The organism is Leptospira mtsangambouensis (assembly GCF_004770475.1).
GTDB classification, from domain to species: Bacteria; Spirochaetota; Leptospiria; order Leptospirales; family Leptospiraceae; genus Leptospira_A; species Leptospira_A mtsangambouensis.
In genome coordinates this window covers 421,252-435,529 of the sequence record NZ_RQHK01000017.1, presented here as the reverse complement: position 1 = coordinate 435,529, position 14,278 = coordinate 421,252, and the positions used below count along the sequence as shown (strand labels likewise).

Genomic DNA, 14,278 nt, shown 5'->3' with positions numbered 1-14,278 from the left:
CCGAAATTGTAAATGATGATACGTTTTTTGTCTTTATTAGTTCTAATTTTATCATTTGTACGTGCTGTTCCAGCTGAATCTCGCGAGGTCAAAAAAAAACCAGCCACTCGTGCAGTTCCTACAAATTACTTTGTAAAAAAAGAAGAAAAAAATTTTTCACTGCTAATGGAAGCGAGACGATTTGGAAGAGGAGAAGTTATCTTCCTTCGTTTGACTCCTAAAGATAAAAAGTGGATCAACGAATCGTATAAGGTTAGTTGGTTGGGAAAGGATGTGATCCTTACCAAAAAAGAAAAGAGTATGATTGCTTTTTTACCGGTCTCTCCTGACACTCCTGCCGGCGCAATGACCTTGGAAATTGTATCAAAAATCTTTTTTGTCAAACGTGGGCAAAAACAGTACCAAATCATTTTAGAACCTACCAAATTCCAAGTGATCAAAAAAAATCAGCAGATCAAAGTAGATGAAAAATTTGTTACGAAAGAACTGCCGAAAGAAACTTTAGATTTCATTCAAGAATGTAAAACTGCAAAAGAAGCAGCATTTGCCAAACAAAGCCAATTACAATTTATAAATAATTTCAAAAATCCTTTGGATAAAATATTCATTACCAGTAAATTTTATGTTAGGCGAGATTATAATAACAAACAAGGCAGACCTCATGGTGGTGTAGACTTCCGTGGAAAAACCGGGACACCAATTTTTGCGATCCAAGATGGGATTGTTGTACTTGCTAGAAAAACGTATTATGAAGGAAACTTCACAATCGTTGATCATGGGAATAAAATATTTTCATTTTATATGCACCAAGATGAAATTAAGGTGAAGGTTGGAGATGTTGTGAAGCAGGGACAAGAAATTGGAACTGTTGGATCCACAGGGATGTCTACGGGCCCTCATCTTCATTTGGGCGCTAAGGTAAATGATACCTTAGTGGATCCACTTTCTTTAATTGCTTTGCAGTCGATTTCCGAATCGCATTGATGATAAAAATTCACGAATGCCTTGTTCGTGAATTTCACCTTTTTCTAAATTTTCTGTAATGTGAAACAATAGTTTATCATGATTTGATGTTTCCACTAGGATGAAACCTGTTTTCGCATAACGAGGTCTTAAGAGATCAAAAAAAGTCCAAAACTTGGAAGTGACAATCGAAGGTTCTAATTCTTTTTGTTGGATTTCTTGGATGTCTTCAATATCCCCTTTGCTCACTTGTATTTTGAGGAATTCAGAGAATTCGGCAATGGCTTGGTTTTCTTGGAAACCTAAGTAGTCAGGAAAGTAAAAAATTCTTACAAAAGGATATCTTTCCGCATCTTGATCACTGAAAGCAAGAAGACCTGCAATTTGCCCAGCTCCCGTTTTATTTTCCATTGATAAGTCTTCTGGTTTAAAAAAATAAAAACCTTGGGGTAGAGTAAATCCAAACTGAAGTTCCTCATTCCAATATTGATTGTTTTCTGTGACGACCCAATCATTTAGATCTTTTTCTTCAATTTGGTATTTGTTCTTAAAAAGTAGATAAGCGGATAAAACTTCCGCACCTTGTAATGCTTTGAAGGCAATGAGTGCATTGCTTGCGATGAGGCATGCTGCCACCAATAATCGTGCATATTCTTCGAGACGTAACACACGAATGAGAAAAGCAACAGCTACTAATAAAAATAAAAATACAGTACCGGCTTCAAAAACCAAAACTTCAGCAAGCCATAGAGAAAAAATAAATAATACAACGACACCTAACTCAATTAAAGGGTGAAACGTATCAGCCCAATATCGCTGAATCACGTATAAACTTCCGTAAGTAATAAAAAGTCCGACGATCAGTGAAATTAGGCAAAGGACAAAAATGTAATGCCAAGGCAAATGAGATTCATGGTAAATGAAAAAGGGGATGGCTATGATGGAATAGAGTATGAGTAAGTTTCTAGAGGTTTTAGGTGCCAAAAATTTGGTAAAGAAACCACTTGCACGATTTTTGATTTTGGTTAGTATTTGCAACATGTCGGCGATCACAGACTTCTTTCAAAAAATCCAAAACCAAATTCTTGAAATCCAAACTACCATCAACCAGATCAAAACCAGTTGGGAGAATTTTCAAAAGTTTTGGGATTTGTTTTTTACTTTAGTCCCTTGGGAAGTTCTCCTTCTACTGATCTTTTCTGTCATCCTCCTTTCCATTTTCAATTCAGTTTCTCCCAAAACTCCAAAGGCAAACCTTACCATTGCAATTTTGTTACTTTCTGCACTTTGGATCTATTTTTGGGGATTGTTTTCAAAAGAAGTTTCCTATGGAAAGGTAATCTTTGCATCGCTCTACATTCTTGTTCCCGTACATGCGTTTGGACTTTTCCAGATTTTGTATCTTTTTGGAAAAAAACTCTATTGGAACAAAAGACGGATCCAACCGAAAACCTGGGACTCGGCTCTCCACCAACTTTCTCTCGACTACCACCAATTACTAGGGAAAGCTCATTTGTACCATGAAGAAATCCAAGAGAATCGTGGCAGTTTGCGGAAAGAAATCGAACAGATGGAACGGTCGATAGCCGGAATCAAATCATTACTTTTCCAAGAGAAACAATCACAAATTGAGAATCCAGAAGGAATCTGATTTGGTCGATTGCGGAAAAAATGAAAGTTATAAAAACTATATTGGGAATCAACTCAAACTAGTGACTCCCAATAAAACCTCAGACTAAAAGAAATAAAAAAGGAAACTCGATAAGGAAAGAAACCAAAGAAAAAAATCAAAAAGTAGGGTTTTCATATTCAGTGATACAAATTCTCTAGAGTTTTCCGATTCATTTCATTTGGTCTATCAATTGATAAAGTAATTATTTTCCGACTACCACTGGATAAAATCCAATTGCAGATTGTACATCATGATCATGTGCTGGGATGATTTGTAGTTTTGGATTGTTTTGAATTAAATGATGAACCCTTGCGATTTCTTCTCCGAGACTGGCTGTATCAAAATCCACAATCCATCTAGCACCTCGTGGTTTGTGTTTTGATTCTGTAAAACCTTCTTTGCGCCAAACAATATCACCAGTAAGAAAGAACACTTCTCCATTGGCAGTATGTAAAAATAAACCTACAGAACCTTCACTATGTCCTTTCATGGGAACAAAAACAACCGTCCCATCTCCATACCAGTCGATACTTTTCGCATAAGTTGCGTAAGGTTTATCTGAAAACTTTAAATGACTCCATTTGATTGAATCTCCATCAAATTGAGATGGAATATAACCTAATTCAATTTTAGGATCATTTAGTTCCTCAGGTAAACTATGTATTTTTGCCCATGGAAAATCTTTTAAACCACTCGCATGATCCCAGTGGAGATGGGAAAAGAATACATCCTGAATGGATGTAGGTGTCATTCCATTGGATTCCAATTGTTCGTAGGCAGTTTGGAAAGGTTTGTAATCCATTAAAAGTTTTAGATATAACGGAAATACTTGGAACTGTTCTTTGACTTTGGTTCCGAGTCCGGTATCAAACAAAAAATTTCCTTTGGGATGTTGGATGTAAAAAGCAGAGTGGGCGACTGTGACAGTTTTGAATATAGACCCACCTTCAATCACAAATCCTTCTAAAGTTGTAGCTTCTCCCGTTTTGAGGATTGAAAATACCAAATTTGATTTTCCATTTGGTTTTGGAATGTTTGCAGAATTTGTATTCTCCTCAGGAGAGTAGGATGGAATCGATTCTTTTGGATATCCAAGAAAGTATAGAAAAAATATACTGATGGAGATTAAACTTAGCGTTAACAATACTTTGGTTTTGGACATAAGTTTCATTTTGCTTGCCTTTAATAAAATTAGTTTTGTTTGAAAAGTAATTCAGCAGTTTTTGCGGCCACTCGCAATGGCTCTGGTGATTTTTGTAGTTTTGCCAATAACAAAGCACCTTCCCATAACGAAAGCAGAGAAAGGGAAAGATTTTTAGCCAATCGACTTGTATAACCTTCCTCGATTAAATAATTCTCAAATGTTTTTAACCAGAGAGAATAAACTTCTGCACAGACATTTGAAACTGTCGGAACGGAGCCGGAAGTTTCCATTGCAGTTGTGGCAATGGGGCAGCCTTTTTTATAATCACTGGAGATAATACGGGTTTCTAAAGCATGAAACACTTGTTTGATGGCTTGGGTTGGAGAATCTGAATTGTTAAGAACTGATTGGAAAAACAAATTCAATTGGTTCCCAGAATGCAGCAGGGCAAGGCTTGTGAGTTCATCTTTTCCACCTGGGAAATGAAAATAGAGAGAACCTTTGGGTGTTCCCGTTTCCTTCCCAAGTTCCGTAAGTCCCGTTGCTTCATACCCTGTTTCTTCCAAAAGTCCCGACATGACTTCGATCATTTTTTGTTTGGTTTCTAAACCTTTTTTGCCCACAATCCCAGTGGTTTTAAAAATAATAGACCGGTCAACATAAAAAAATTCCCCTGGTATCCAAAGTGAAGTAAGAATTGGCATAAGAGGGGAAATTTCTCTCAGAATAAATCTCATTGTTTTTTCTAGACCCGGCCGATAAACTAAGTAGTACGGATTTCGGGAAGAAGTATGATCAATAAGAAGCCATCGCTTACAGGAAGACAAAAGGCCGCCATCTTTTTGGTTGCGGTTGGAAACGAAGTGGCCTCCGAAATCTTCAAACACCTCCGAGAAGACGAGATCGAACAAATTACGTTCGAAATTGCTCGTTTAGATAAGATCACTCCAGAAGATAAAGAGAAGGTGCTCGTAGAGTTCAATGAACTCATGATGGCCCAAGAGTTTATCACCAATGGTGGTATTGACTTTGCACGTGGACTACTCGAAAAAGCTCTCGGAAACCAGAAAGCCATCGATATCATCAACCGGTTGACATCGTCCTTACAAGTAAGGCCCTTTGACTTCATTCGTAGAACGGACCCTGCCCACCTCCTCAACTTTATCCAGGGGGAACATCCGCAGACCATCGCCCTCATTCTTTCTTATTTGGATCCGCAAAAAGCATCCAATATCCTTTCGAACTTGCCACACCAGATCCAAGCGGAAGTGGCAAAACGAATCGCAACCATGGACCGTGTATCACCAGACGTACTCCGCGAAGTAGAACGGGTGTTAGAACGTAAACTCTCCACTCTTGCTTCTGAGGATTATACCTCTGCTGGGGGTATTGATTCTGTAGTAGAAATTTTGAACTTGGTAGACCGGGGAACAGAGAAAACCATCATCGAAGCCCTGGAAGAAGAAGATCCAGAACTTGCCGAAGAGATCAAAAAACGGATGTTCGTATTCGAAGATATTGTTTTACTTGATGACCGTGCGATCCAAAAGGTAATGCGCGAAGTCGATAACACCGATTTGGCGAAAGCGTTAAAATCTGTAGATTCTGAAGTACAAGATAAAATCTTTAAAAACATGTCAAAACGTGCTGCTAACTTACTCCGCGAGGATATGGACTTTATGGGTCCAGTTCGTTTGAAAGACGTGGAAGATGCGCAGCAAAAGATTGTAAACATCATCCGTAAACTGGAAGAAGCGGGCGAGATCGTTGTGGCTCGTGCGGGAGAAGACGAACTTGTAGTCTAAGCTACAAGTTGTTTTTCACAAATGAAGTGATTTAGAACATAAGAATTTATGAATTCTATTTGATTCGATTGCTGAATTTTCCCCATTTAGGTGGAAATTCAGCGAGTGCTTCTTTGGAAGTTAATTCATTTCTTTCTAATTTTTGATTTAGAGTGATGAGTTTGTGTAGGTTTCCCATCGAAAAGGAAAGTTCTGTGATATCAAAATCATCCAAACGAACTTTGGCATTTCGGCAGAATAGTTTGAGTTCGGATAAAATTAATGTGACCCTTGCGTTGGCATAACGAGCTACGATCTCTTCGAATTCTTCTTCATTAAAAAATTCTTTTTCTAAATCATAATCGAATTCTTGTTTGATGAGATCAATCAGAGAGAGGCCAAGTTCTTTAGCAACTAAAACGACATAATCAAACTTGGACCGGATCCAATCATCGGATTCTAAAAGTTCTAATGCGGAACGAGGAATATTCAATTTTTCTGATAATTCAACTCGTGTCAGTTTTCGTTTTTCTCTGTAGTTTCTGAAATGATTAACTTTTTCCATGTTTTTAAAAAAAAATCAAAATTACCGTTATTAACGGTCTGAAATGACTCCAAAAACGTTTTGAACGGTTTAGAAGAATAAGATTCGAATGGATTCGGTTGACTTACAGAAGGAAAGAACCATTAGGCTCAAGTTACGCTAAATTTCCTTTCTAGAGTCCGCCATCGAGGTTAGCCTAGGTGGTGTGCTCGTTTTTTCCACCTTTTTCTAGCTTTGTCCCATCGAAAATGTGTAATAACCTGACCTTTTCTAAATTCAGTTTTTTATACAAATTTGAAGAAATTTTCTTCTATGATGCAATAATATCATAAGATAGTATTCTCCAGGAAGGAAACCATTGATGAGCAAAATCCAAAAATTTAAAATTAGTTTAATCTTGATAAGTATGGTCACTTTTATTTTGAGCAACTGTGCCTCAGTGGATACACCGAGTCGTTTGCGCAAAACAATTGATTTACAAGGGCACCGAGGTGCAAGAGGACTCAAGCCAGAAAATACATGGCCTGCTTTTGAAGAGGCAATCAAATACAAGATGGTCACTTTGGAATTGGATACCGTTCTTACCAAAGACAAACGCGTTGTCATTCATCATGATTCCGATACTAATCCGATTATTTGTCAAAATGCCAATGGAACTGAGATAAAAAAAACTTCTCTGTATGAATTAACGTTGGCTGAATTACAATCTTACGATTGTGGTTCCAAAAAAAATCCAAACTTTCCGAAACAAATTCCGGTTCCTGGAACCAAACTGCTTTCCTTAGAAGAATTTTTTGAAAAGGTAATACTTGCTGAAAAAAAATCAAAAGAGGTTTATGAATTTAATATCGAAACCAAATTTCCTGATGATGGTTCTGCACCAGATAGTTTAGTGAAAGAACATACAGAAAAACTGATTCAAATCATTGAAAAGTATAAAGTAGTGGATCGCTCCACCATACAATCTTTTGACCTTCGTACTTTAAATTTTTCTAAAACAAAAAATGCAAAAATTAAAACCAGTGCTTTGTTTGTTCCTACATACTTCCAAGGTTTTTTAATGACAATTGGATTTGGAAATGGATATAGAGAAACAATTTTGTCTGCTGCAAAAGACAAACAAGCTGATATCATTTCCCCTTATTTTTTGTATGTCACACCAAAGTTTGTAAAAGAGTCGCATGCCAAAGGAATGTTTGTGATTCCCTGGACAGTGAATACTGAAAAGGAAATGAAACGACTTGTTTCCTGTGGCGTGGATGGAATTATTTCTGATTATCCAGATGTATTGGATTCAGTTGTTCGCCCAAAACCTTAAATTCCCCAAACTATAGTACAGAGTGAAGAATAAAGAGAGAGGTAATTAGTTGCCTCTTTCTCGATTCGATAGATCTCCAGAATTCCAGAAGTGTTAGCTGCAGAACCAATACTTGCATTTCCACTTGTAAAAAAGAATCCATATCGTTTCACACAAGACTTTCCTTTTTTTAAAGGAAGTTTAGGTAAGTTCCGTTCTGATAAACCTAAGGAATAAGATGCATAGAGAAGACCTGTAGGACCTAGTCCTTGGGGTTGTCCTAAATTGGCACAATGACTAGTCCAAAGAGCGAATAAAATCGAGAGGATTGCTGCTGCGAATGTTTTCTTTTTTGATTTGGAACTTAACTTCATTCGTTACCGGAAATCTCTACACAAAGGTTCGCATACATTCCCAAAATGGCAAAGGTAGTCCAATTGGTTTCTGTAACATTTTGAATTTTGGATCTAGATTTCAAAAACTCTAAAGAAGCATCTCCAAAAGAAATTAGCCCGAGTACAGAGTGTACGCAAGATGTAGCTCTTCGTTTAGAAAATTCTCCGGTTCCAAAAATTCCAATTTTTGTTTTGGTATATAAAAACCCTCGTGGTCCAAACCCTGGGGAAGCACAGTTCCCCAAAAACAAACTGAAAAGAATCAGAAATGGAATAGAAAAATGGAAAGTTCGATTCAATGAAATACCTTAGTTGGCGATTAGATCTTTATGTTTGTTTTTCATTTCGATACATTTTTTTTCTGAATCAATTTGTTTTAAAAGAGTTTTTTTGACCGTAGCCGGGAGACGGGGATGGTTTCCAGTAAACTTTTTAAGGATGAGTAGTGTTTCGTCCGTACAAAAATCAGGTGCCAAACTTTTTGCAAAAGCATCCAAATAGTTTTCATCTTCTCCGTTGTTAAACTTGTCCAAAGCATCCAAATAAGTATCTAAGAATGTTAATTGAATCTCTTTTTGATGTTCTGGAAAAAGAGAATAGGAAACCACTCGAAGAGTAGAGGAGGAATACTGACTCGACTTAGGATTGAGTAAAATTTGGATCCATTTTTCTTTTACAGAACGATTGGGTTCTGCCCCTTCTGCCGCCAAACTTGAATTTACTCCTCTGCTTGAAGGATCTATTTTTTTCTCACGATCAATGATATTTTGGATTTGAGTTCTTTCAGTTTCTAGAGAACTCAGCTTTACAATAAGATTCCATCGTAAGTCTTGGTCGATTTTTAAACCGCTAACAGAGAGTTTGTTTTCCAAAAAGTCGTACAATCTTTTTTTTGCATTGGTCGTATAAGTTGAATCAACAAGCGATACAAACAAATATCTTTGTTCATCACTTCCCGATTTTGCTTTTAGAAGTTCATCCCAAATGAATGTTTGTAAGGCGTTCAAATCACGAATTCGTTTTTCCTCTGGAAACCAAAAACGACTAGTGAAATAGGTTGAACCGTTATCACCTGCCACTCTAGATAAAATCCAACGTTTGATTTTGATATCAGTTTCAGAGGAATACAAACGAATCGCTGTGTCTTTAAATTCATCAAATGTAATATTAGCTAATTGCACTTGCCTAAAGTAATCAGTCCACAAGATGAGTTTTCTCAATGGGTCTGTGTCAAATTCTAAAACGTATTCTAAACTTTCTTTGTTTGATTCTGTCCATTTCCAAATGGAAAAATCATGATCTTCCGCATTGATAAAAGTATAATTGGGACAGGTTTTTACTGGAAAAATTGCGTTTGTGGAACGGCCTGAATACACCACAGGAACTTCTTCAAAGGAAAGTTGTTTGTTTGGTTTATCAAAAAAATAAAGCCCTAAAATGGTTTTGTGGTCACGGAGTTTATTTTCTAAACCTGGAGCTGATTGTACAATTTTCCAATAGAATTGGTTCTCAGCACAAATGGTGGTTAGTTCCACTTGGTTAGTTCCTTTGGTTTCTAACCAATCTTTGGACCATTTCTTCATTGGGAAACCACTGGCAAATTCTAACTCCTTTAAAAAGTCAGTGAGTGTAGAATTTGAATAAGAATACTTTCTTAAGTAATTTTGGACCCCTCGTTGGAAAGAATCCTCTCCAATAAAATAAACTAGTTGTTTGAGAACAGATGCACCCTTTCCATAAGTGATTCCATCAAATTGTGTGAAAGCCTCTTCTGTGTCTGAAACTTTTGCTTCTACAGGATGGTTTGTGACAAAACTGTCTTCATCATAAGCCCATTGTTTCATTTTTTCAAAAAAACTAATCCAGGTTTCTTTGAATTCGGAATTTTTGGCTTGGGCTAAACTCGCCATATAAGTTGCAAAACTTTCATTCAACCATAATCCGTTCCACCAACGCATTGTGACCAAATTTCCAAACCACATATGGGCCATTTCATGTAAAACTACATCTGAGAGATTTTCTCTTTGGGATCTTGTCATTGGCGCACGAGATACAAAACGTTCGGAAAAAGTAACGGCTCCTACATTTTCCATAGCTCCAAAATTAAACTCTGGAACAATGATCTGATCATATTTTAAAAACGGATATGGGATTCCAAAATAAGAATTAAAAAAAGCAAATCCTTCTTTGGTAAAGGTAAACCAATCTTTTGGATCTACATACTTGGCTAATGACTTTCTAACAAATAGCCTAAGAGGAATGGATTCAAAGTTATCTTCCCATACTTGGTAAGGGCCTGCATGGAGGGAAAAAACATAAGTTGAAATTTTGGCCGATTCAGGGAATGAAAACGAAATTTCATCTAGGTTGGTTCCTTTGGTTTGCCCATTCGGAAGGGTTGTGGAAATAACCTTCCAATTTTTCGGAACTGTCGCATTTAGTTTGAATGTTGCTTTTAAATCGGGTTGGTCAAAACAAGGGAACATTTTGTTCGCATGGAAAGCTTCGAACTGAGAATACAAATACACTTCTTTATCATCTGGGTCTGTGAATTTATGTAAGCCGTTTCCCGTTTTTGCATAAGGAGTTTCAAATTCAACAGTGAGTGTGTTGTTACCAATCATCAGATTGTTTGCTGGCAATTGGATATGGCCGTTTTCGTAAGGAAGGTTGGTAAGATCTTCTTCGTTCAAAACGATACTTTTGATTTTTCCTTGGTAATAGTCCAATCGAAGGTCTCGGAGTTTTTTTCCAAAAAAATGGATTTTGACCTTTCCTTCAAAACTATCTTTTGGGGTTAGATGGACATCCAATTCGTATTTGATATTTTCGATGATTTCAAATCTAGTTTCTGCCTCAGATTGTGTTAGGTGGTAGACCGGTTTTTTGAGACGGCAATCTAAAATCAAAACGATTGAAAGTATAAAAAGTGTTTGTAGGATTTGTTTCATAGAAGCTCCGTCTCGTTAAGGTTGAAAGTTACGAAATAAAATGGCCCAATCAATAGACTTTCGATTTTTCCATTCTGGTTCACTATAGTATTTGCCACCAACCGAATTTAAAATCATTTCCATATACTCTTCGCCTGGATCAAAGTCTTTTGCGTTTAGGAAAATGGAACCACCCCATTTTTTCTTGGCTTGTGTATGGCTAAAAACTCCCGTTAAATCTTCTAATTTTTCATTTGAAAGGGGAATTTTGTATTTGGTAGTCAATTGGATGACAAGATCCTTTACAGTTTTGATTTGGTCTGGTTGTTTGAATAGTTCATCCGTATCTTTTGCAACAATTTCGATTTGAATGCAATTGTCATTTGTCCCGGTTGCCGCAGCCGCTCTGTCTTCCAAAACATCGACTAATTGATAAGCTTTACCATTGTTGTCCACCATTATGGATGCGGTTAGGTTTCTTGCTTCTAAAGTACGTAAGGATTTAAAATATTCAGAAATAGCAGTGTAATGTAAAACAACACAACTCGGTTTGATTTTTCCACGAAAAATGTACTTAACACGGTAATCTTCCGGAGGAAATCCCTTTTCATCTTTTTCTAAACTGGCAATGTTGATTTTTTCTGCTTTGGTGATTCCTCGTCCATTGGTGGGTTTAAAAGTTTCTTTTAGTATTTCTTTGTTTTCTTTTTTTAAGACCCAACCTGTGACAAAACGATCTTTCCAATCATCTTCTTCAAAAAATTCACCATCGATTTCAGAAAGGATTTGTTTGAGTGCAAGTTCACTTCCGCAAGGAGAAAAATCCACAAATCCACCAAACCTTCGTTTGGTTTGATTATGAGTGAAAACTCCTTTTTTTGATATAACATCGTAATTGGATTTGGGGATGTTTAATTCATCTGTCAGATAAGAAATGATCTGATTCAAAACTCCACGTTGTTTTCGGTTATTATAAAGAGTTTCTTGTGTCCCTTCGTAGACTAGATGTATGGATTCTAAATCAATTCCTGGAGCCGCTGACCATTCATGGTTTAAAAAGTTAGGGTCACCATATATGTTTCCATCAGAGTCCACATAAATGTGAAACATAAATTGATTTTCAACAGAAAGTCTTAGTAATTCAGGTAACTTTCGTTTTCCAGAATTGTGTAAGACAATGGCAGTAATCGATTTAGGGTCTCTAACTTTAGAAAGTAAGTTCCATTTTACATTCCTTGTCGACTCAAGTTCGTTATAGGACACTAAACCTTTGATTTGAATGGATGGATAGTCCGGTGCCTTTCGAAAAATACCAATACATCCGGTGGAAATAAGGAAAATGAGTGATAATTTTACAAGATTCTGACACAATGGGTTCAAAATCAAAGCAAGGAAAAGAGACTTGGAGCCGTATACACCCTTTATTCTATCGCGAAATCGTTTCTTAAAATTTTCTCTCAAATGTTTTGCCCTAACCGCAGTTTCGATTCATGGAGTGAATTGTGGACCTGGAGTGAACACACCCACTCTTCGTGGAATTTCTCCAGAACAATACCATAGTTTTCGTAGCTTGCAAGAAGTCTTCCTAAGCGACAACCCCATTCCGAATTTTGATTTGGGTCTTGCTTTGGATAATTATGTATACGGACATCCTTATCCCATTGAGACAGAAAGCGTTATACAGTTGTTAGCTAGTGTTCCATCTTCCATTTTAGCGGCAATGGCTCTTGACTTTTCTTTTACTCCGATTGTGAAACTTCCTATGGAAGAAAGGATCAAACGATTACAAGAATGGAAACATTCCTCCCTCGGTCTCAAACGTGGGGTTTATGCGATCCTTAGACAAATTTCATTTTTCCTTTTAAGTTCTGACAAAGAATACCAAAAATTTGTCGGTTATATCCATTAAGGCGGACAATCAATGGGAATTCCAACTTTTAACCAAAAAATCATTACTCCAAAAAATCATACAAATATCATCCAAGAAAACCAAATCCAAAATGGAAAATGGGAACTGACTGCAGATGTTGTGGTCATTGGCTCTGGGGCCGGTGGTGCTGTTGCAGCGAGTGAACTTGCAAAAAACGGATGGAAAGTTGTTTTAATTGAGGAGGGAAGTTATTTCACACCTGCCCAATTCAATTCTGATGAATTCATTTCCCAAGCAAGACTGTATCGGGATGCAGGATTCATTGTTACAGAAGAACAAACTTTATCGATTTTACAAGGTAAGTCCATTGGAGGGTCTACAACTGTCAATTGGCAAACCTCATTGTATCCACCTGACTATGTAACCAATGAATGGAGTGAACGTTTTGGATGGCAAGGATACTCCAGAGATGAAATGGATCCTTATGTTTCGGAAGTTCACGAGAGATTGGGAGTACATGAAGTACCAGATAACTTAGTCAATGCGAATAATAATGTGTTACGTGTGGGTGGAAAAAAAGTAGGTCTCACTCCGCAGGTACTTCGTAATAACAATCGTGGTTGTATTGGACTTGGCCGTTGTGGTTTGGGTTGCCCGATCAATGCAAAACAATCTGCATTTTTAACTTGGATTCCGGATGCCATTGAAGCTGGTGCCATTGTTGTTTCGAACATGCGTGCAGCTAAAATCAAAGAAGGCAAAATTAAAACTGTAATTGCAGAGTTTACACCTGATGCGTACGAAGCGGCTCCCAAAGAAGTCATTCAAATCATGGAAATCAAAGCACCGGTTGTGATTGTCAGTGCTGGCGCGATCGAAGGCCCTGCTCTTTTACAAAGGAGTGGGATTGGAAATGGTTGGGTAGGCCGAAATTTAAAAGTCCATCCCACATCTACCATCTTTGGGAAATTTGACTCAGAAATCAAAATGTTCCACGGTCCGCCACAATCCATTGTGATCAAAGATGGTCACAACCAAAATGGAACTGGTTACGGATATTGGTTGGAAGCAGCTCCTTACCGTCCCACATTGGCATCTTCACTCGTTCCTTTTTACGGCAAACAACAGTTTGATGTAATGAAAGATTTTACGAATTACAATGCTGGGATTGTCCTTGTTCGAGATGGCGCAGATGGGGAAGCCAATGCAAGTGTGAAGTATAGTTTGGGAAGACGAAAAGTTTATTTTGAGCTAACACCAACAGACGGCCTCAATATGTTACGTGGTCTGAAAGCTCTTGCAGAAGTAACTGTGGCAGCTGGTGCCAAAGAATTGATTTTTCCTTTTACCAGATTCACAGAACCTTACAAGGTAACAGGAAACGACAACTTTGATTGGATTTTGAAAGAAAGCACAAAACCAGGGGATCTAACCGTCGGTTCGGCGCACCCGCACGGGTCCATCCAGTCCGCAAACGATCCAGAAAAGGGTGCAGTTGATTTAAATTTGGAAATTTATGGTCATAAAAACATATTTGTCATGGATGCCTCAGTTTATCCTACAGGACTTTCGGTGAACCCACAAATAACGACCATGAGTATCGTTCTCAGAGCCTCAAGAAATTTGGCTTCGCAAAAAGAAGAAAGAACGAAGGTCTAACTTTTTTCCAAAAATCCCTT

The 14,278-nt window shown here is 37.5% G+C and carries 14 protein-coding genes; 6 read left to right on the top strand and 8 right to left on the bottom strand.

Annotated features, from left to right (window positions below; genetic code table 11):
• Positions 1–12 precede the first annotated feature (12 nt).
• A complete protein-coding gene (locus EHR01_RS14455) occupies positions 13–984 on the top strand; it encodes a M23 family metallopeptidase (protein ID WP_135695657.1) in 972 nt (323 codons plus the stop codon).
• Here EHR01_RS14455 and EHR01_RS14450 read toward each other — a convergent pair.
• Positions 949–2,004, bottom strand: a complete 1,056-nt coding sequence (locus tag EHR01_RS14450; protein WP_135695655.1) for a hypothetical protein — start codon at positions 2,002–2,004, stop codon at positions 949–951. The two genes, EHR01_RS14455 and EHR01_RS14450, sit on opposite strands and share 36 nt — an antisense overlap.
• Between EHR01_RS14450 and EHR01_RS14445 the strand changes: the two genes are divergently transcribed.
• Entirely contained in the window at positions 2,003–2,614 is a 612-nt protein-coding gene (locus EHR01_RS14445; RefSeq protein WP_135695653.1) for a hypothetical protein, read from the top strand. The two genes, EHR01_RS14450 and EHR01_RS14445, sit on opposite strands and share 2 nt — an antisense overlap.
• 223 nt (positions 2,615–2,837) lie before the next feature.
• Here EHR01_RS14445 and EHR01_RS14440 read toward each other — a convergent pair whose 3' ends face one another.
• Positions 2,838–3,806: an MBL fold metallo-hydrolase gene (locus EHR01_RS14440; RefSeq protein WP_135695651.1), complete on the bottom strand. Its 969-nt coding sequence runs from the start codon at positions 3,804–3,806 to the stop codon at positions 2,838–2,840.
• 20 nt (positions 3,807–3,826) lie between these two features.
• Positions 3,827–4,516: a TetR/AcrR family transcriptional regulator gene (locus EHR01_RS14435; RefSeq protein WP_244310130.1), complete on the bottom strand. Its 690-nt coding sequence runs from the start codon at positions 4,514–4,516 to the stop codon at positions 3,827–3,829.
• A 54-nt stretch (positions 4,517–4,570) separates the two neighbouring features.
• Between EHR01_RS14435 and fliG the strand changes: the two genes are divergently transcribed.
• Positions 4,571–5,584, top strand: coding sequence for a flagellar motor switch protein FliG (gene fliG / locus EHR01_RS14430; RefSeq protein WP_004785217.1), 1,014 nt, complete (start codon positions 4,571–4,573; stop codon positions 5,582–5,584).
• A 55-nt stretch (positions 5,585–5,639) separates the two neighbouring features.
• On the opposite strand, the gene EHR01_RS14425 is transcribed toward fliG, so the two are convergent.
• Positions 5,640–6,128, bottom strand: a complete 489-nt coding sequence (locus EHR01_RS14425) for a helix-turn-helix domain-containing protein (protein WP_135695649.1) — start codon at positions 6,126–6,128, stop codon at positions 5,640–5,642.
• A 340-nt stretch (positions 6,129–6,468) separates the two neighbouring features.
• Here EHR01_RS14425 and EHR01_RS14420 point away from each other — a divergent pair, with 340 nt between their 5' ends.
• Complete coding sequence (locus EHR01_RS14420) at positions 6,469–7,425, top strand: glycerophosphodiester phosphodiesterase (protein WP_135695647.1); 957 nt, start codon at positions 6,469–6,471, stop codon at positions 7,423–7,425.
• On the opposite strand, the gene EHR01_RS14415 is transcribed toward EHR01_RS14420, so the two are convergent.
• From EHR01_RS14415 to EHR01_RS14400, 4 genes are read right to left on the bottom strand one after another with little or no spacing between them, the layout of a single operon-like run.
• Positions 7,422–7,778: a TRL domain-containing protein gene (locus EHR01_RS14415; RefSeq protein WP_135695645.1), complete on the bottom strand. Its 357-nt coding sequence runs from the start codon at positions 7,776–7,778 to the stop codon at positions 7,422–7,424. The two genes, EHR01_RS14420 and EHR01_RS14415, sit on opposite strands and share 4 nt — an antisense overlap.
• Positions 7,775–8,098, bottom strand: coding sequence for a TRL-like family protein (locus EHR01_RS14410; RefSeq protein WP_135695643.1), 324 nt, complete (start codon positions 8,096–8,098; stop codon positions 7,775–7,777). The genes EHR01_RS14415 and EHR01_RS14410 overlap by 4 nt, the downstream gene beginning before the upstream one ends.
• Positions 8,099–8,107: 9 nt before the next feature.
• Positions 8,108–10,750, bottom strand: a complete 2,643-nt coding sequence (gene pepN / locus EHR01_RS14405; protein ID WP_135695641.1) for an aminopeptidase N — start codon at positions 10,748–10,750, stop codon at positions 8,108–8,110.
• A 15-nt stretch (positions 10,751–10,765) separates the two neighbouring features.
• Positions 10,766–12,190 (bottom strand): peptidoglycan recognition protein family protein, encoded by a 1,425-nt coding sequence (locus EHR01_RS14400; protein ID WP_135695639.1) that lies wholly within the window; start codon positions 12,188–12,190, stop codon positions 10,766–10,768.
• Between EHR01_RS14400 and EHR01_RS14395 the strand changes: the two genes are divergently transcribed.
• Both EHR01_RS14395 and EHR01_RS14390 read left to right on the top strand, forming a co-directional pair.
• A complete protein-coding gene (locus EHR01_RS14395) occupies positions 12,132–12,638 on the top strand; it encodes a hypothetical protein (protein WP_208721789.1) in 507 nt (168 codons plus the stop codon). The two genes, EHR01_RS14400 and EHR01_RS14395, sit on opposite strands and share 59 nt — an antisense overlap.
• A gap of 12 nt (positions 12,639–12,650) precedes the next feature.
• The gene (locus tag EHR01_RS14390) at positions 12,651–14,258 is read left to right on the top strand and encodes a GMC family oxidoreductase N-terminal domain-containing protein (RefSeq protein ID WP_135695635.1); all 1,608 of its coding nucleotides are present in this window, start codon (positions 12,651–12,653) and stop codon (positions 14,256–14,258) included.
• Positions 14,259–14,278: the final 20 nt, after the last annotated feature.